This is a genomic window from Plasticicumulans lactativorans (assembly GCF_004341245.1).
GTDB lineage: Bacteria > Pseudomonadota > Gammaproteobacteria > Competibacterales > Competibacteraceae > Plasticicumulans_A > Plasticicumulans_A lactativorans.
This window is the reverse complement of the sequence record NZ_SLWY01000003.1, coordinates 53,688-69,180: the sequence shown is the minus strand read 5'-3', so window position 1 is coordinate 69,180 and position 15,493 is coordinate 53,688. Positions and strand designations below refer to the sequence as shown.

Sequence of the window (15,493 nt, the reverse complement as noted above, 5' to 3'; positions counted from 1 at the left end):
TGTAATCCTGTAATTATGGAAGAATAATTATCACGTAATTATGGAGGCGTCAAGCGCCCTCCCCCGCCCCGCGTCCCACCGCCGCGGGACGCCCCCCGAGGCGTATGGCGAGCGCCACCGCACGCCGTGGCAGATGCCCCACGCTGGTGCGACGACGGGGCGCGCGGCGGCAGCGGCGGCTACGCTTGCGCTGGGCCGCGGCCCGCCCGGATGCCGTCCACAGGGAACCCCGTCAATGAAGCCACTGCAGAACCTCAAGCTCCGTGCCCAGTTCGGCCTGCTGCTCGCGGTCATCGTCGCCGGCATGGGCCTCAGCGCCGTCGGCACGCTGTCGCGCCTGCACGCCAACCTCGACGCCGAGCGCCGCGCGCGGGTGCAGGAGCTGGTCGAGATCGGCAGCGGCGTGCTGGCCCGCTTCCACGCCGAGGAAGCCGCCGGCCGCCTCAGCCGCGCCGACGCCCAGGCACGGGCGGGCGAGGCGCTCGCCGCGCTGCGCTACCGCGACATCTACTACTGGGCGCACAACCGCGACGGCGACTACGTGATGCACGGCGCGCGGCCGGAGCTGGTGGGCAAAACGATCCGCATCCGCGACCGCAACGGCCTCGACCTGTTCGAGGCCTTCGAGGCGGTGATCCGCAAGGACGGCCAGGGCTTCGTCGCCTACACCTGGCCGCGCGCGGGCAGCGACACACCCGAGCCCAAGGTGTCCTTCGTCAAGCTGTTCGAGCCGTGGGGCTGGGTGCTCGGCTCGGGGCTGTACGTGTCCGACGTCGACGCCGCCTACGCCGCCGAGCGCAACGGCGTGCTGCTGGCGATGGGGGCGGTGACCGTGGTGGTGGCGGTGCTGCTGTGGTGGCTGAGCCGGCGCATCGTCGGCCAGGTGCGCGCGGTGCTCGGGCTGGCGCAGCGCATGGCCGCGCAGGACCTGTCGACGGCCCTGCCGGTGAGCTCGCGCGACGAGTTCGGGGAGATGGCGCAGGCGCTGAACGACGCCGTCGCGGCGATGCGCACGGCCTTCGCCGAGGTCGAGGCCGCCGCCGCGCGCGACCGCGAGAAGATGGAGAAGCTGCGCGCCGCCGAGGCCGCGCAGGAAGCCCAGGCGCAGGAGATCCGCGCCCAGGCCGAGCGCCTGCGCGAAACCGCCGAGCGCGAGCACCGCGCCGCCGAGACCCTGCAGGCCAAGGTCGAGCAGATCCTGGTGGCGGTGGACGCCGCCGCCCGCGGCGACCTCACCACGCCGCCCGCGGTCACCGGCGAGGACGCCATCGGCCGCGTCGGCGAGGCGCTGCGCCGCCTGCTCGGCGACCTGCGCGACAGCCTCGCCGGCATCGCCAGCAACGCGCGCTCGCTGCTCACCGCCTCCGAGCGCTTCGCCGGCGTCAGCGCCCACCTCACCGACATCGCCCGCGGCACCTCGGAGCGCGCCGAGCGCCTCGCCGGCGCCGCGCAGGACGTCGACCAGAGCATCCAGACCGTCGCCGACTCGACCGACCAGATGAACGCCGCGGTCACCGAGATCTCGCGCAACGTGCACCAGGCGGTGGAGGTCGCCGCGGTCGCCGGGCAGGCCGCCGGCGCGGCCGCCGACAGCGTCGCCAAGCTCGCCACCAGCGGCGAGCGCATCGGCCAGATCAGCCGCGTGATCACCTCGATCGCCGAGCAGACCAACCTGCTCGCGCTCAACGCCAGCATCGAGGCCGCGCGCGCCGGCGAGGCCGGGCGCGGCTTCGCGGTGGTGGCGCACGAGGTGAAGGAACTCGCCCAGGGCACGGCGCAGGCCACGCTCGACATCGACGCGCGCATCGGCGCGATCCGCGCCGACACCGCCGAGGTCGCCCGCGCGATCGGCGCGATCCGCGAGACCGTCGACAAGGTGCACGAGATCGCGACGCTGATCGCCGCGGCGATCGAGGAGCAGAGCGCCACCACCGCCGAGATCGGCCGCAGCATCGGCCTCGCCGCGCGCGGCAGCACCGAGATCAGCACCGCGGTGCAGCGCCTCGCCGAGACCGCGCAGGAGGTCAGCGGCGGCGCCGGCGAGATCGCCGCCACCGGCCGTGAACTCGCCGCTCTCGCCGCCGACCAGAACGCGCTGGTCGCCCGCTTCCGCCTGTAGCGGCGGCGCGCCGGCTCAGGGCAGCAGCACGGTCGAGCCGGTGGTCCTGCGGCTTTCGAGGTCGCGGTGCGCGCGGGCGGCCTCGGCCAGCGGGTAGGTCTGGTTCACCTCGACCCTCACCACGCCCTGCTCGACCACCTCGAACAGCTCCGCGGCGGCGGCGAGCAGGTCGGCGCGGGTGGCGGTGTAGTGCATCAGCGTGGGCCGGGTGAGGAACAGCGAGCCCTTCTGCGACAGCAGCAGCGGCTCGATCGCCGGTACCGGGCCCGAGGCGTTGCCGTAGCTCACCATCGTGCCGAGCGGGCGCAGGCAGTCGAGCGAGCCCATGAAGGTGTCCTTGCCGACGCCGTCGTAGACCACCGCCACGCCGGCGCCGCCGGTGAGCGCGCGCACGCGGGCGACGAAGTCCTCCTCGCGGTAGAGGATCACGTGGTCGTAGCCGTGCGCGCGCGCCAGCGCGGCCTTGTCGGCGCTGCCGGCGGTGCCGATCACGGTGGCGCCGAGGTGCTTCGCCCACTGCCCGGCGAGCAGGCCGACGCCACCGGCCGCGGCGTGGATCAGCACCGCGTCGCCGGGCTGCACGCGGTAGGTGCGGCGCAGCAGGTACTGCGCGGTCAGGCCCTGCAGCATCATCGCCGCGGCGGTTTCGAAGGCGATCGCGGGCGGCAGCCGCACCGCCTTTTCGGCCGGCAGCAGGCGCTCCTCGGCGTAGGCGCCGAGCGGCCCGGACGCGTAGGCGATGCGGTCGCCGGGGACGAACCCGGTGACGCCGGGGCCGACCGCGAGCACCTCGCCGGCGCCCTCCAGGCCGAGCCCGCTCGGCAGTGGCACCGGGTACAGGCCGCTGCGGTGGTAGGTGTCGATGAAGTTCAGGCCGACGGCGCGGTTGCGTATGTGCAGCTCGCCGGGCCCCGGCGCGGGCACGGTGACGCTCTCCCAGCGCAGCACGTCGGGGCCGCCGGTTTCATGGAAGCGGATGGCATGGGGCATGGCGAGGCTCCTCGGCAGGTCGAGCCGATCTTCTAGCACCCGCACCGGGCCGCGGCCACGCCGCGCGCGGTCTGGCGGCCCTGCCGCCGTGCATGGCGCGCTCAGGCACGGCGCAGCTCGAGCACGGTGACGCAGCCGCCGGCGACCTCGCAGCGCACGTCGAACTCGAACAGGCGCACGCCGAAGGCGCCGTCGCTGCCGGCCTTGTAGGCCGGGCGCGGGTCGAGCCCGAGCGCGGCGGCGAGCCATTCGCGCAGGCGCGGCTCGGGGTGCGCGGCGAGCACCGCGGCGGCGGCCGGGGCGAACGTCACCGCCAGGCGCGGCGGCGGCCCATCGGCGGCGAAGCCGGCACGCGCGTCGGCAAGGGCGTCGGCGTAGGGCAGGTACGGCTTGATGTCGAACACCGGCGTGCCGTCGAGCAGGTCGGCACCTTCGAGTTCGAGCACCACGCCGGGGGCGGTGCGGATGCCGACGAGCCGCACCACCGACAGACCGAGCGGATTGGGGCGGAAGGTCGAGCGCGTCGCGAACACGCCGACACGGGCGTTGCCGCCGAGCCGCGGCGGGCGCACCGTGGGCTTCCAGCCCTGCGCGGCGGTGGCGTGGAAGGCGAAGATCAGCCACACGTGCGAGAACGCCTCGAGCCCGCGCACCGCCTCGGCGCGATCGTACGGCGGCAGCAGTTCGAGCGTCGCCGGCAGCGCCGCGAGCCCCGGCTGGCGCGGCACCGCGAACTTCTCCCGGTACGGCGAGCGGACCACGCCGACGGGCTCGACCACCATCGCCGGCCGGGCCCTATTCGCCGGCGATGGTCATGCGTTCGAGCAGGATCGAACCGCAGCGGATGTTGCCACGGGTGTCGACGTCGCGGCCGACCGCGACCAGGTCGCGGAACATCTCCGGCAGCCGCCCGGCGATGGTGATCTCGTGCACCGGGTAGGCGATGCGGCCGTCTTCCACCCAGAAGCCGGCGGCGCCGCGCGAGTAGTCGCCGGTGACGGCGTTGACGCCGTGCCCCATCAGCTCGGTGACCAGCAGGCCGCGGCCCATGCGCGCGAGCAGCGCGTCGGCGTCGTCCGCCCCCGGCTCGACGATGACGTTGTGCACGCCGCCGGCGTTGCCGGTGGTGTGCAGGCCGAGGCGGCGCGCCGAGTAGGTGTCGAGCACGTAGCCCTGCAGCACGCCGTCGCGGACGATGTCGCGCGGGCGCGTCGCCACCCCCTCGCTGTCGAAGGGCGCGCTGCCGAGCGCGCGCGGCAGGTGCGGGGCCTCGCGGATCTGCACGTGCGGCGCGAACACCGGCTGGCCGAGCGCGTCCACCAGGAAGCTCGCCTTGCGGTACAGCGCGCCGCCGCGGATCGCACCGAGGAAGTGCCCGACGAGCCCGCGCGCCAGCTCCGGCGCGAACAGCACCGGGGCGCTGCAGGTGCCGAGGCGGCGCGCGTGCAGGCGGCGCAGCGCGCGCTCGGCGGCGCGCCGGCCGACGGCGGCGGCGGCTTCGAGCACGGCCGGGTCGCGGTCGCTGGTGTACCAGTGGTCGCGCTCCATGCCGCCCTCGGCACCCTGGGCGATCACCGAGCACGACAGCGAATGCCGCGTCGCCGGGTAGCCACCGAGGAAGCCCAGCGAGTTGCCGTAGACGACCAGCGCGGCGTGCGTGCCGACGCTCGCCCCCTCGGAATTGGTGATGCGCGGGTCGGTGGCGCGGGCGGTGTCCTCGCACGCCGTGGCGAGCGCGATGGCGTCCTCGGCGCGGATGTCCCAGGGGTGGTAGAGATCGAGGTCGGGCGGATCGCGCGCCAGGTCGGCGGCATCGGCGAGGCCCGCGCACGGGTCCTCGGCGGTGTGGCGGGCGATGTCGCAGGCGGCGCGCACGGTGTCGCGCAGCGCCTGCGGGCGCCAGTCGGAGGTGCTCGCCGAGCCCTTGCGCGTGCCGAAGTACACGGTGACGCCGAGGCCGCGGTCGCGCTGGTATTCGAGCGTCTCGACCTCGCCGAGGCGCACCGTCACCGACAGCCCGGTGCTGAAGCTCACCGCGGCCTCGGCGGCGCTCGCGCCGAGCGCGCGCGCCTGCGCGAGGATGTCGCCGACCAGGCCATCGAGCCGGGCGCGCTCCGGCAGGGTGCGCGAAGGGGGGGAATCCGGCGTTGCGAGTGTCGTCATGTGCTCCGTCCGTCCGAATCGAGCCAGAATGCCGTGGACCTGCCCGCGACGCCGCGGTGCCGCGCCCAAACCCGCGGCGACGCGCTACCATCGCGCCCCACCCCTGCCGCCGAGCCGCGCATGAACCGCCCCGACGACCCCGACAGCGCCGAGCTTGCCCCGCAAGGCCCGAGCAAGAGCCAGTTGAAGCGCGATGCCCACGCGCTGCAGGCGCTGGGCGAAACCCTGGTCGCCCTGCCCGCCGCACAGCTCGCGCAGGTGCCGCTGACCGAGGCGCTGCGCGAGGCGATCGAGCAGTGCCGGCGCATCACCGCGCACGGCGGACGCTATCGCCAGATGCAGTACATCGGCAAGCTGATGCGCGGCATCGACCCGGCACCGATCCGCGCCGTGCTGGCGCGCTTCGACGCCACCAGCGCCGAGGCGCGGCGCCGGCAGCACCAGGTCGAGCGCTGGGTGGAGGCGCTGGTGGCCGGCGACGAAGCCGTGCTCGGCGCCTTCTTCGACGCCCATCCGCACGTCGATCGCCAGCACCTGCGCACGCTCGCGCGCAACGCGGCGCGCGAACTCGCCGCCGGCAGGCCGCCGAAGGCACGCCGCGAGCTGTTCCGCTGCCTGCGCGACGCCGCCTTCGGCAACGAGCCCCTCAGCGACGCGTGAACGCCGCGCGGGCGCGCCGGCGCACCCGCGCGGCCAGCGCCGGCACGCCGCCGAGCACGAGCGCGAGGCTGCCGGGCTCGGGCACCGAGAAGGTCACCACGCCGGCTTCGGTGGCGGACAGGATGAAGGTGTTGCCGATCGGCAGCACCGGCAGCAGCGGCCCCAGCGTGGCCGAATCGAGGAACAACTGCTCGGCGAAGGCGGCATTGCCGAACGCCGCGGTGCCCAGTGCGGGCAGTATCCACGACGCGAAGCCGAGGTGCGAACTGCCGTCGAGCAGCCCCGGTATGCCGGTCGCCGACGGCGTCAGCAGCGTCGCCCCGCTGATCTTGTTGGCGGTGTTGTCGGCGAGCAGCCGGTCGTCACCGTTCGCCTGACGATCCACGGCCAGGCTGCCGGTGACGGGGTTGAAGATCGCCTGGATGCTGGAGTCGTTGTTGCGGTCGGCCCAGAGCTTCACGTCACCCGAGGTGAAGGTGATGGCCTGGTTCGGCGTGCCCGGGACCGGCTGGACGTTGCCGAACAGGTTGAACACCACGTACAGGCCGTAGGCGCTGCCGACGCCCGAGGCCACCGGCTGGCCGGCGGAGTCGAGGAAGCCGGTGACCTTCAGCACGCCGACCTCGTTGAAGCCGCCGAAGGCGTTGGTGGGCTGGATCAGGCTCGACGACGTGAACAGCCACTGGTCGGCGTTGTGGATCAGCCCGCCCGTTCCGCTCGCCGACAGCACCGACTGGTCGAGCGTCAGCGCCGCCGCCCCACCGCACCATCCCCCCAGGGCCAGCAGCCCCGCCATACACGCCCCGCGCACCACCCGCATCGCCGCCATTGTCCTTCTCTCCATCACCGCAAGAACCTTGCCTGCACACCTGCGCACACCATCGGGGTGCATCCACCCATCGCGCGCACCCGTCGGGAACCCGACCCGGATCCGGGTCATCCCCGATGACATGAGCAAATGTCACGCCGTTATGACGTAAAACCGTCATCGACAAGGTGCGGGCGGGCGTGGCGGGGCTCCGCCGGCGGGGCCGGTGGTCGCGGAAGGTCACTCCGGGGCAGCCGATGTGACGCGTTTCGGCACCTTGTACCGTCAGGCGCTCACGCCCCGCCGTCGCAGGTCTCGTCCGCCGCGCAGGCGCCGTGTTCCATCTGCAGCGTGCAGTGGCGGATACCGAAGCCCTCGCGCAACGCCGTGCCGATGCGCACCAGCAGGTCGCCATCGAGCTGCGGCCGGGTCTGCACGACGTGGGCGGTCAGCGCGACCTCGGTGGTGCTGAGGCGCCACACGTGCACGTGGTGCACCGCGGCGACCCCGTCGACCGCGGCGATCGCGCGCTCGACCGCGGCGAGGTCGATGTGGCGCGGCACCGAGTCGAGCAGCATGTCGAGCGACTCGCGGGCGAGGTCCCAGGTGCTCCACACGATCACCGCGACGATCGCCAGGCTCAGCGCCGGGTCGAGCCAGGTCGCGCCGGTCCAGGCGATCGCCAGGCCCGCCAGCACCACGCCGAGCGAGACCAGCGCGTCGGCCGCCATGTGCAGGAAGGCGCCGCGGAGGTTGAGGTCGTGCTCGCGCCCGCCGGCGAACAGCCACGCGGTGACGCCGTTGACGACGATGCCGACGGCGGCGACGACGACGACCGTGGTCGCCGCCACCGACGGCGGCTGCGCGAAACGCTCCAGCGCCTCCCAGGCGAGCCCGCCGCACAGCACCAGCAGCGTCGCGGCGTTGATGAAGGCGGCGAGGATCGTCGCCTTGCGCCAGCCGTAGCTGCGGGTGCGGGTGGCGGCGCGGCGCCCGAGCCAGGCACCGAACCACGCCAGCGCGAGCCCGAACACGTCGCCGAGGTTGTGGCCGGCGTCGGCGAGCAGCGCGAGCGAGTCGGCGGCGATGCCGTAGCCGGCCTCGATCGCGACGAAGGCGGCGTTGAGGCCGATGCCGATGGCGAAGGCGCGGCCGAAGTCCGCCGGTGCGTGCGCGTGCGCCGCGTGTCCATGCCCCGCGTGGGCATGGCCCGCGTGGGCATGGCCCGCGTGCGGGGTGTGGTGGTCGTGCGCGTGCATCGGCGCTCGCCCGCCGTCGCGCCGTTCAGGCGCGGGTGCCGCCGACGGTGAGGCCGTCGATGCGCAGCGTCGGCTGCCCCACCCCCACCGGCACGCTCTGCCCTTCCTTGCCGCAGGTGCCGACGCCTTTATCGAGCGCGAGGTCGCTGCCGACCAGACTCACGCGCGTCATCGCCTCGGGGCCGTTGCCGATCAGCGTCGCCCCCTTCACCGGGCGGGTGACGCGGCCGTTCTCGATCAGGTAGGCCTCGCTCGCCGAGAACACGAACTTGCCCGAGGTGATGTCGACCTGGCCGCCGCCGAAGTTGACGGCGTAGAGCCCCTGCGCCACCGAGGCGATGATCTCGGCCGGGTCGTGCGCGCCGGCGAGCATGTAGGTGTTGGTCATGCGCGGCATCGGCAGGTGCGCATAGGACTCGCGCCGGCCGTTGCCGGTCGGGCGCACGCCCATCAGCCGGGCGTTGTGCTTGTCCTGCAGGTAGCCGCGCAGCACGCCGTTCTCGATCAGCACGGTGCACTCGGTGGGGGTGCCCTCGTCGTCGATGCCGAGCGAGCCGCGCCGCTCGGGCAGGGTGCCGTCGTCGACGATGGTGCACAGCGGGCTCGCCACCCGCTCGCCGATGCGCCCGGCGAAGGCCGAGGTGCCCTTGCGGTTGAAGTCGCCCTCCAGGCCGTGGCCGACGGCCTCGTGCAGCAGCACGCCGGGCCAGCCGGGGCCGAGCACCACGCTCATGCTGCCGGCGGGCGCGTCGACGGCCTCGAGGTTGACCAGCGCCTGGCGCACCGCCTCGCGGGCGTAGCCGAGCGCGCGCTCGTCGTCGAGGAACCAGCCGTAGGCGACGCGCCCGCCGCCGCCGCTCGAACCCTGCTCGCGCCGGCCCTTGTGCTCGACGATCACCGACACGTTGCAGCGCACCAGCGGGCGCACGTCGCCGGCGAGCGTGCCGTCGGAGGCGGCGACCAGCAGGGTCTCGTGCACGCCGGCGAGGCTCACCATCACCTGGGTGACGCGCGGGTCCTGGCGCCGCGCCTCGGCGTCGAGCGCCTCCAGCAGGCGCACCTTCTCGGCGGCGGCGAGGCTGTCGATGGGGTCGAGCGGCGCGTACAGCGCGCGCCCGCCGCTGATGCGGCGCACCGGCATGCCGCCGTCGCCACCGCTGCGGGCGATCGCCCGCGCCGCCTGCGCGGCTTCGAGCAGCGCCGGCAGCGCGATCTCGTCGGAGTAGGCGAAGCCGGTCTTCTCGCCGGCCAGCGCGCGCACGCCGACCCCCTGGTCGATGCTGTGGCTCGCGCCCTTCACCGCGCCGTCCTCGAGCGACCACGACTCCACGCGCCGCACCTGGAAGTACAGGTCGGCGGCGTCGATGCGGTGGCCGAGCAGGCAGCCGAGCGCGCGGTCGAGGTCGTGGTCGTCGAGGCCGGCGGGGGCGAGGATCGCGGAGCGGATGGTGTCGAGGGCGGTGTTCATCGGCGGACTCCGGCGGCCGGGGCGCACGCGCCAGCCGTCCTGCGGGGGTTCAGTGCGAGGTCATCAGCAGGGCCTGCGCGCCGAGCACGTGCTCGCGCCAGACCTTGCCCTTGAGGTGCTCGGCGACGGTCTCGGCCACGCTGGCACTGACCGGCAGGCGGAAGGTCGCGGCCGGCTGCGAGCCGTCGCCGGGGACGAGTTCGAGATCGCTGGCATCGCTCATGCCGTGCCCGGCGAGAAAGTCGCGGAGTTCGTCGACGCTCGCGTCGGCCGGGACGTTGAACAGCATGATGACCATCGTGGCGGCTCTCCGGGCGTGACGGTGGAAGCGGGCGGGCGCGGGCACCCGTCGCCGCCACTATAGCGCCGGGGGCGCCGCGTCACAGCCGGCGGTGGTCGAGGCAGGGGAAGCGCCGCACCAGCGTGCGCCGGCGCTCGCGGTCGATCGCGGCGAGCACCACGCCCTCCCCCGCGGCGCGGCGCGCCAGCACCTCGCCCCAGGGGTCGACGATCAGGCTGTCGCCCCAGGTGTCGCGGCCGTTCGGGTGGTGCCCGCTCTGCGCCGGGGCGATCACCCAGGCGAGGTTCTCGATCGCGCGGGCGCGCAGCAGCACCTCCCAGTGCGCGCGCCCGGTGACCGCGGTGAACGCCGCCGGCACCACGAACAGCTCCGCCCCGGCGGCGCTCATCGCGCGGAAGAGTTCGGGGAAGCGCAGGTCGTAGCAGACGCTGAAGCCGAGGCGCCCGCACGGCGTGTCGGCGACGACGATGCGCTCGCCCGGCTCCACCGTGGCGCTCTCGCGGTAGGCGCCGGTGGCATCGTCGACGTCGACGTCGAACAGGTGCACCTTGTCGTAGCGCGCGCCGATGTGCCCGCGGGCGTCGAACAGCAGCGACGCCGCGCACACCCGCCCGGGCTCCTCGCCGTGGAGCGGCAGCGTGCCGCCGAGCACCCAGACGCCGTGGCGGCGCGCCTGTGCGGCGAGGAAGTCCTGCAGCGGCCCGTGCCCCTCGGCCTCGGCCAGCGCGAGCTTGTCGGTGTCGGCGTGGCCCATCTGGAACCAGTTCTCGGGCAGCGCGACCAGCTCCGCCCCGGCCGCCGCGGCCGCGGCGATCAGGCGCTCGGCCGCCGCGCAGTTGGCGGCCACCTCGGGTACCGAACACATCTGGATGGCGGCGACGATCGGCATCGGGGGTTCCTCGGCAGGGTCGGTTCAGAAGATCGAGATGCCGCTCAGCGTGGTGAAGCGCTCCAGCGCCTCGACCCCGGCGAGCGAGTTGCCGCGCGGATCGAGCCCCGGGCTCCACACGCACAGGCTCATCCGCTGCGGGATCACCGCGAGGATGCCGCCGCCGACACCGCTCTTGCCGGGCAGGCCGACGCGGAAGGCGAAGTCGCCGGCGGCGTCGTAGGTGCCGCAGGTCAGCATCAGCGCGGCGATCTGCTTCGCCTGGCTGCGCGTCAGCCACGACTCGCCGGTGATCGGCGAGCGGCCGTGGTTGGCGAGCAGTGCGCCGGCGCGGGCGAGCTCACGGCAGCTCATGCGGATCGCGCAGTGGTCGAAGTAGGTCTGCAGCACGCGCTCGACCGGCGCCTGCAGGTTGCCGCAGCTCTTCATGAAGTGCGCGAGCGCGGCGTTGCGGTCGCCGTGCGCGCGCTCCGACGCCGCGACCTCGGCGTCGATCGCCACCCGCGCGCTCGCGCTCTCGCGGCGCAGCCACGCCACCAGCTCCGCCGAGGGGTCGGCGTGCAGGCCGAGCAGCCAGTCGGTGATCACCAGCGCGCCGGCGTTGATGAAGGGGTTGCGCGGGATGCCGTGCTCGTATTCGAGCTGCACCAGCGAATTGAAGGGGTTGCCGGACGGCTCCCGCCCCACCCGCTGCCAGATCTGCTCGCCGAGCGCGCCGAGCGCCAGCACCAGCGCGAACACCTTCGACACGCTCTGGATCGAGAACGCTTCGTCGACGTCGCCGACGCCGTACTCGCGCCCGTCGAGCAGGTGCAGGCACAGGCCGAAGCGCTCCGCCGGCACCCGCGCGAGCGCCGGGATGTAGTCGGCGACGCGGCCCTTGCCGATGTGCGGCCGCACCTCCTGGTGCACGACGTCGAGCAGGTCCTGGTAGTCCATGCCGGTGCTCCGGTGGGTACGGCGCTCAGCCGCCGCGGCGCGATTCCGACGGCTCGGGCGTGGGCTCGGCCGGCGTGGTGTCCTCGGTGCGCTCGATCTCCGGCGACTGCCAGGGCCCGTGCACCTCGTAGCGGTAGCGCGCCAGGCGGTCGATGCCGGGGCGCAGCAGGCGCTCCAGCACCGCGCCGGCCGCCGCGCCGACCGGGCCGGCGGCGATCGCGCCGGCGATCGGCAGCGCCACGCCGACGCGCGGCGTCACCGTCACCACCTGATCGTACTCGCGCCGGCGCAGATCGACCTCGCCCGACAGCTCGATCTTCGCCGCCGGGCCTTCGAGCGTCAGCCGCTCGGTGTGGGCGAGGCCGCCGGCGAAGCGCACCCGCCCCTCGATGCGGTCGAAGGCGAAGCCCTGGCCGAAGAAGTCGCGGAAGTCGAGCGTCAGCCGCCGCGCCACCGCGCCGAGGCTGAACAGGCCGAGGAAGCGCCCCATGCCGGGGTCGACCTCCAGCAGCTGGCCCTCGCCGGTGGTGAAGTGCAGCGCCCCCTCGGCGCCGGCCAGGCTGATGTCGGGCAGGTCCGCGGCCCAGCCCAGCTCGGCGTCGAACTCGGTGGCGCCGCGCTCGATGCCGGCGACGTAGCCGAAGGCTTCGAGCGTCTTGCCGATCGCCGCGCTCGAACCCTTCAGCGTCAGCGTCGAGCGCGGCCCCTGCGCCGTGCGCCGCCACTCGGCGTGCCCGCTGAAGTCGTGGCCGGCGGCGTGCAGTTCGAGCTGGGTCAGCGCGAGGCCGTCGGGCAGCGGCGCGCTGGCGAGGTCGAAGCGGCCGAGCACGCGGCCGTCGAGGCGCAGGTCGTCGATCGCGACGCGCAGCGGCGGCAGGCTGCGCGGGTCGGTGGCGGCGGGCGCGGCGGGGGCGGGCTCGGCGGCCTCCTCCGCCTCCTCCGCCGGCGCGTGCAGGTTGAGCCGCTGCAGCCGCACCTGCACCGGCCGCTCGGCGGCGGGCAGCCGCGGCAGCGTGAGCTCGCCGCGCAGCGCGGCGCTGTCGAGCGCGAGCTTGAGGCCGTCGCGTGCGCCGGTGGCGACCACCCGCACGTCGTTGAAGGTGTGGCCGGCGAGTTCGAGCTCGCCGACGTGGGCCTCGACCCGCGACAGCCACGCCGGGTACTCGGGCAGCTCGCCGCCGCCCCCCGCGTCGAACTCGAAGCGCGGCACGTCGGCGGTGATGCGGATGCCGGGCGTCGGCGGCAGTTGCGCCTCGCCGGCGCCGAAGCGCAGGTCGCCGCGCTCGATGCGCGGGCGGCGCGGGAAGTCGAGCAGTTCGAGCAGCGCGCGCACGTCGGTGCCGTAGCTCGCGGCGAGCCGGCTGCGCCCGTTGCGGCCGACATCGATGCGCAGCTGCGCGGCGCGCTTCTCGCCGGCGGCCTTGGCGAGCGGCGCCGGCAGGCGCACGTTCACCCCCTCCAGCGCGCTCTCGAACAGCAGGCTGTAGACGTTCGGCCCGCCCGCGTCGGCCGGCACCGCGCAGACCAGCGTGCCCTCGGCCGCTCCCTGCACCAGCGCGCCGCGCCCGCTGCCGAGCAGCGCCTCGGCGTTGGCGCGGCCGAGCAGGGTCCCGGGGCCGAAGCGGCCGCGGATGCGGAACTGCGTCTCGGTGCGCCCGCGCACCGTCACCGGGCCGACGTCGAGGCGCATCGGTTCGCCCTCCAGTGCGAGCGCGATGTCCTCGCCGCGCAGCCCAGCCTCGGAGAAGGCCAGCGCGCCGCGCAGCCCGGTCAGCGCCACGTCCCAGTCGGCGATCGCGAGCGCGGCGTCCTCGAAGTGCAGCGTGCCGCGGCCGCTCGCCGGGCGCTCGTCGGTGGGGATCTCCAGCGTCAGGTCGAGGCGGTGCGGCCCGCGCAGCTCGACCGTATCGGCGAGCCCGCCCATGCGCTCGGCGAGCGGGGATTCGCGCAGCAGCCGGGTCAGCGGCGCGCCGTCGGCACGCAGGCTGCCGGCGACCTCGACCACGGCGTCCTCCAGGTCGGCGATGCGCGTGTGCAGGCGCCCGACCGGCACCTCCCACAGGCGGGCGGCGGCGGTCTCGATGTCGAGCCCCTGGTTGTGGAAGTGCACGTCGGCAGCGAGCCCTTCGAGGCGCGGCCAGCCGGGGGCGAAGTCGAGCAGGCCGTCCTGCACCTGCAGGCGGGCGTCGAACTCGCCGCTGCCGTCGCGGAATGGGAAGGCGGCGAGCGGGCCGCGCAGCAGCGCGCGGCCGCCGCGGCCCTCGCCGCCGATCAGCGCGCGGTCGAGCCAGGCGACGCCGTCCGGCGGGATCACCGCGGTCGGCAGGTACAGCCGCGTCGCGGCGACGGCGACGCGCTCGACCTCGGCGTGCAGGTCGGCGTACGGCGTCACCCCCGGCACCAGTGCGAGCGTGCCGCCGACGCGCGCGCTGAGCGTCGGGTTGTCGACGCGGGCCTCGTCGATGCTGACCAGCCAGCCGTCGTCGCCCTGCGCCGCCCAGTGCACCCGCCCGCGCGCGTGCGTGAAGTCGAGCGGCGCGCGGAACACCGCGGGGGCGTCGAAGCGCAGCCCGGGGCTGTCGAAGACCAGCTCGCCGCCGCCGCCGGTGGCGCGCAGCTCGCCGCTCAGCCGCTGCAGGCCGGGCACGCCGTCGGCGGGCTGCCAGCCGAGCGCATCCAGCCGCGCGGCGAGCGCGAAGTTCCGCGGTCGCTCCGGGTCGAAGCGCAGCGCCAGCTCGTCGATGCGCCCGCCCGGCGCGAAGCGGGCGAGCGGCGCGGCCAGCGCCGGCTCGGCCTGGGCGGCGGCGAGCAGCGCCGGCAGCGGCGGCTCGTGCAGCGCCACGGTGTAGTCGTGGCCGTCGAAGGCGAGCTCGCCGCGGAAGGTGTCGCGCACCACGCCCTGTGCATCGTGCAGCGTGGCGACGCCGGCCGCGCTCCAGCGCTCGGCGTCGCGGCCCCAGTCGAAGTCGAGCGCGAGCCCGGCGGCGAGCCACGGCGCCAGGCGCGCGTCGAGCGCCGCGGGCAGCACCCCCGCCGGCGGCACCAGGTCGCGCGCCGACACGCGCCCGAGCAGGCGCTCGAAGGCGAGCCCGCGCCAGTCGCCCCACAGCTCGACGTCGCCTCGCCCGCCCTGCGGCCGCGCCGTCGGCGGCAGCGGCAGCGCGGCGAGCTCGATGTCGGTGGCGTGCAGGTAGAGCGTGCCGGCCCAGTCGGCGTAGCGCGCGCCGCGGCTGTCGATGCCGATCACCGCGCGCAGCCCGGCGGCGCCGGACGGCACCCGCGCCGCGGCGAAGGCGATGCGGGCGCGCTCGCCGTCGCGGCGCAGGCTCAGGCGCAGGCCGTCGAAGTCGAGCTGCCCGCCCGGCGCGGTGGGCTCGGCGAGCGTCATGCGCCCGTCGCTGATGTCGAGCGCCTGCAGGTGGCCGAGCCAGCCGGCGAAGGCGGCGAGCGGCAGCGGCTCGCCGCCGCGGCTCGGCAGCAGGCGGATGCGCCCGTCGGGGCCGCGGTCCAGGTGCAGGTGCACGCCGCGCAGCGTCAGCCGCGTCACCACCGGCTGGCGCGCGAAGAGCGAGGCGAGCGCATCGAAGCCGATCTCGGCGTCGCTGAAGGTGGCTATGGCGGCACCGGCGTCGGGGCCGTACAGGCGCAGCCCCGTGACCCGCACCGCCGGCCCCCAGGTGCGCCAGTCGGCGGCGAGCGCATCGACGCCGACGCGCACGCCGAGCGCCTGCGACAGCCCGGCCTCGAGGTCGCCGCGGTAGGCGTCGATGTGCGGCAGCCACAGCCGCGCCGCGCTCACCGCGAGCGCGAGCGCGAGCAGCAGCGCCACGCCGAGGCGGTGGCTCCACAGCCAGGTGTGGCGCAGGGTGGCGCGCAGCAGGCTCATCGCGGCGGCGG

12 protein-coding genes are annotated in these 15,493 nt (G+C 75.0%); 2 read left to right on the top strand and 10 right to left on the bottom strand.

Annotated elements, in window-relative coordinates; all coding sequences use genetic code 11:
• Positions 1–235 precede the first annotated feature (235 nt).
• On the top strand, positions 236–2,119 hold the full coding sequence (locus EV699_RS02620; RefSeq protein WP_165904002.1) for a methyl-accepting chemotaxis protein: 1,884 nt from the start codon (positions 236–238) through the stop codon (positions 2,117–2,119).
• Positions 2,120–2,134: 15 nt separating this feature from the next.
• Here EV699_RS02620 and EV699_RS02615 read toward each other — a convergent pair whose 3' ends face one another.
• The 3 genes from EV699_RS02615 to pmbA form a co-directional block, all read right to left on the bottom strand.
• Entirely contained in the window at positions 2,135–3,109 is a 975-nt protein-coding gene (locus EV699_RS02615; RefSeq protein ID WP_132538665.1) for a quinone oxidoreductase family protein, read from the bottom strand.
• A 101-nt stretch (positions 3,110–3,210) separates the two neighbouring features.
• On the bottom strand, positions 3,211–3,891 hold the full coding sequence (gene tsaA, locus EV699_RS02610; protein WP_132538663.1) for a tRNA (N6-threonylcarbamoyladenosine(37)-N6)-methyltransferase TrmO: 681 nt from the start codon (positions 3,889–3,891) through the stop codon (positions 3,211–3,213).
• A gap of 13 nt (positions 3,892–3,904) precedes the next feature.
• Positions 3,905–5,272, bottom strand: coding sequence for a metalloprotease PmbA (gene pmbA / locus EV699_RS02605; RefSeq protein ID WP_132538661.1), 1,368 nt, complete (start codon positions 5,270–5,272; stop codon positions 3,905–3,907).
• A 120-nt stretch (positions 5,273–5,392) separates the two neighbouring features.
• On the opposite strand from pmbA, the gene yjgA reads away from it, so the two are divergent.
• Positions 5,393–5,932, top strand: a complete 540-nt coding sequence (gene yjgA, locus EV699_RS02600) for a ribosome biogenesis factor YjgA (protein WP_132538659.1) — start codon at positions 5,393–5,395, stop codon at positions 5,930–5,932.
• Here yjgA and pepA read toward each other — a convergent pair.
• The 7 genes from pepA to EV699_RS02565 all read right to left on the bottom strand — a co-directional run bounded on the left by pepA (position 5,919) and on the right by EV699_RS02565 (position 15,482).
• Entirely contained in the window at positions 5,919–6,776 is an 858-nt protein-coding gene (pepA, locus tag EV699_RS02595) for a flocculation-associated PEP-CTERM protein PepA (RefSeq protein ID WP_165904001.1), read from the bottom strand. The two genes, yjgA and pepA, sit on opposite strands and share 14 nt — an antisense overlap.
• Before the next feature lie 257 nt (positions 6,777–7,033).
• A complete protein-coding gene (locus tag EV699_RS02590; protein ID WP_132538655.1) occupies positions 7,034–7,999 on the bottom strand; it encodes a cation diffusion facilitator family transporter in 966 nt (321 codons plus the stop codon).
• 25 nt (positions 8,000–8,024) lie between these two features.
• Entirely contained in the window at positions 8,025–9,467 is a 1,443-nt protein-coding gene (gene tldD / locus EV699_RS02585) for a metalloprotease TldD (protein ID WP_132538653.1), read from the bottom strand.
• A 49-nt stretch (positions 9,468–9,516) separates the two neighbouring features.
• Entirely contained in the window at positions 9,517–9,765 is a 249-nt protein-coding gene (locus EV699_RS02580) for a hypothetical protein (protein ID WP_132538651.1), read from the bottom strand.
• 82 nt (positions 9,766–9,847) lie between these two features.
• Positions 9,848–10,657 (bottom strand): carbon-nitrogen hydrolase family protein, encoded by an 810-nt coding sequence (locus tag EV699_RS02575; protein ID WP_132538649.1) that lies wholly within the window; start codon positions 10,655–10,657, stop codon positions 9,848–9,850.
• Between the two features lie 24 nt (positions 10,658–10,681).
• Positions 10,682–11,596: a glutaminase gene (locus EV699_RS02570; protein WP_132538647.1), complete on the bottom strand. Its 915-nt coding sequence runs from the start codon at positions 11,594–11,596 to the stop codon at positions 10,682–10,684.
• Positions 11,597–11,621: 25 nt separating this feature from the next.
• On the bottom strand, positions 11,622–15,482 hold the full coding sequence (locus tag EV699_RS02565; RefSeq protein ID WP_132538645.1) for a YhdP family protein: 3,861 nt from the start codon (positions 15,480–15,482) through the stop codon (positions 11,622–11,624).
• Between the last annotated feature and the right edge of the window lie 11 nt (positions 15,483–15,493).

Bases quoted from the DNA above. Each gene is read 5' to 3' on its own strand.
- EV699_RS02620 (WP_165904002.1), top strand. From the start codon at position 236: ATGAAGCCACTGCAGAACCTCAAGCTCCGTGCCCAGTTCGGCCTGCTG.
- EV699_RS02615 (WP_132538665.1), bottom strand. From the start codon at position 3,109: ATGCCCCATGCCATCCGCTTCCATGAAACCGGCGGCCCCGACGTGCTG.
- tsaA (WP_132538663.1), bottom strand. From the start codon at position 3,891: ATGGTGGTCGAGCCCGTCGGCGTGGTCCGCTCGCCGTACCGGGAGAAG.
- pmbA (WP_132538661.1), bottom strand. From the start codon at position 5,272: ATGACGACACTCGCAACGCCGGATTCCCCCCCTTCGCGCACCCTGCCG.
- yjgA (WP_132538659.1), top strand. From the start codon at position 5,393: ATGAACCGCCCCGACGACCCCGACAGCGCCGAGCTTGCCCCGCAAGGC.
- pepA (WP_165904001.1), bottom strand. From the start codon at position 6,776: ATGGAGAGAAGGACAATGGCGGCGATGCGGGTGGTGCGCGGGGCGTGT.
- EV699_RS02590 (WP_132538655.1), bottom strand. From the start codon at position 7,999: ATGCACGCGCACGACCACCACACCCCGCACGCGGGCCATGCCCACGCG.
- tldD (WP_132538653.1), bottom strand. From the start codon at position 9,467: ATGAACACCGCCCTCGACACCATCCGCTCCGCGATCCTCGCCCCCGCC.
- EV699_RS02580 (WP_132538651.1), bottom strand. From the start codon at position 9,765: ATGGTCATCATGCTGTTCAACGTCCCGGCCGACGCGAGCGTCGACGAA.
- EV699_RS02575 (WP_132538649.1), bottom strand. From the start codon at position 10,657: ATGCCGATCGTCGCCGCCATCCAGATGTGTTCGGTACCCGAGGTGGCC.
- EV699_RS02570 (WP_132538647.1), bottom strand. From the start codon at position 11,596: ATGGACTACCAGGACCTGCTCGACGTCGTGCACCAGGAGGTGCGGCCG.
- EV699_RS02565 (WP_132538645.1), bottom strand. From the start codon at position 15,482: ATGAGCCTGCTGCGCGCCACCCTGCGCCACACCTGGCTGTGGAGCCAC.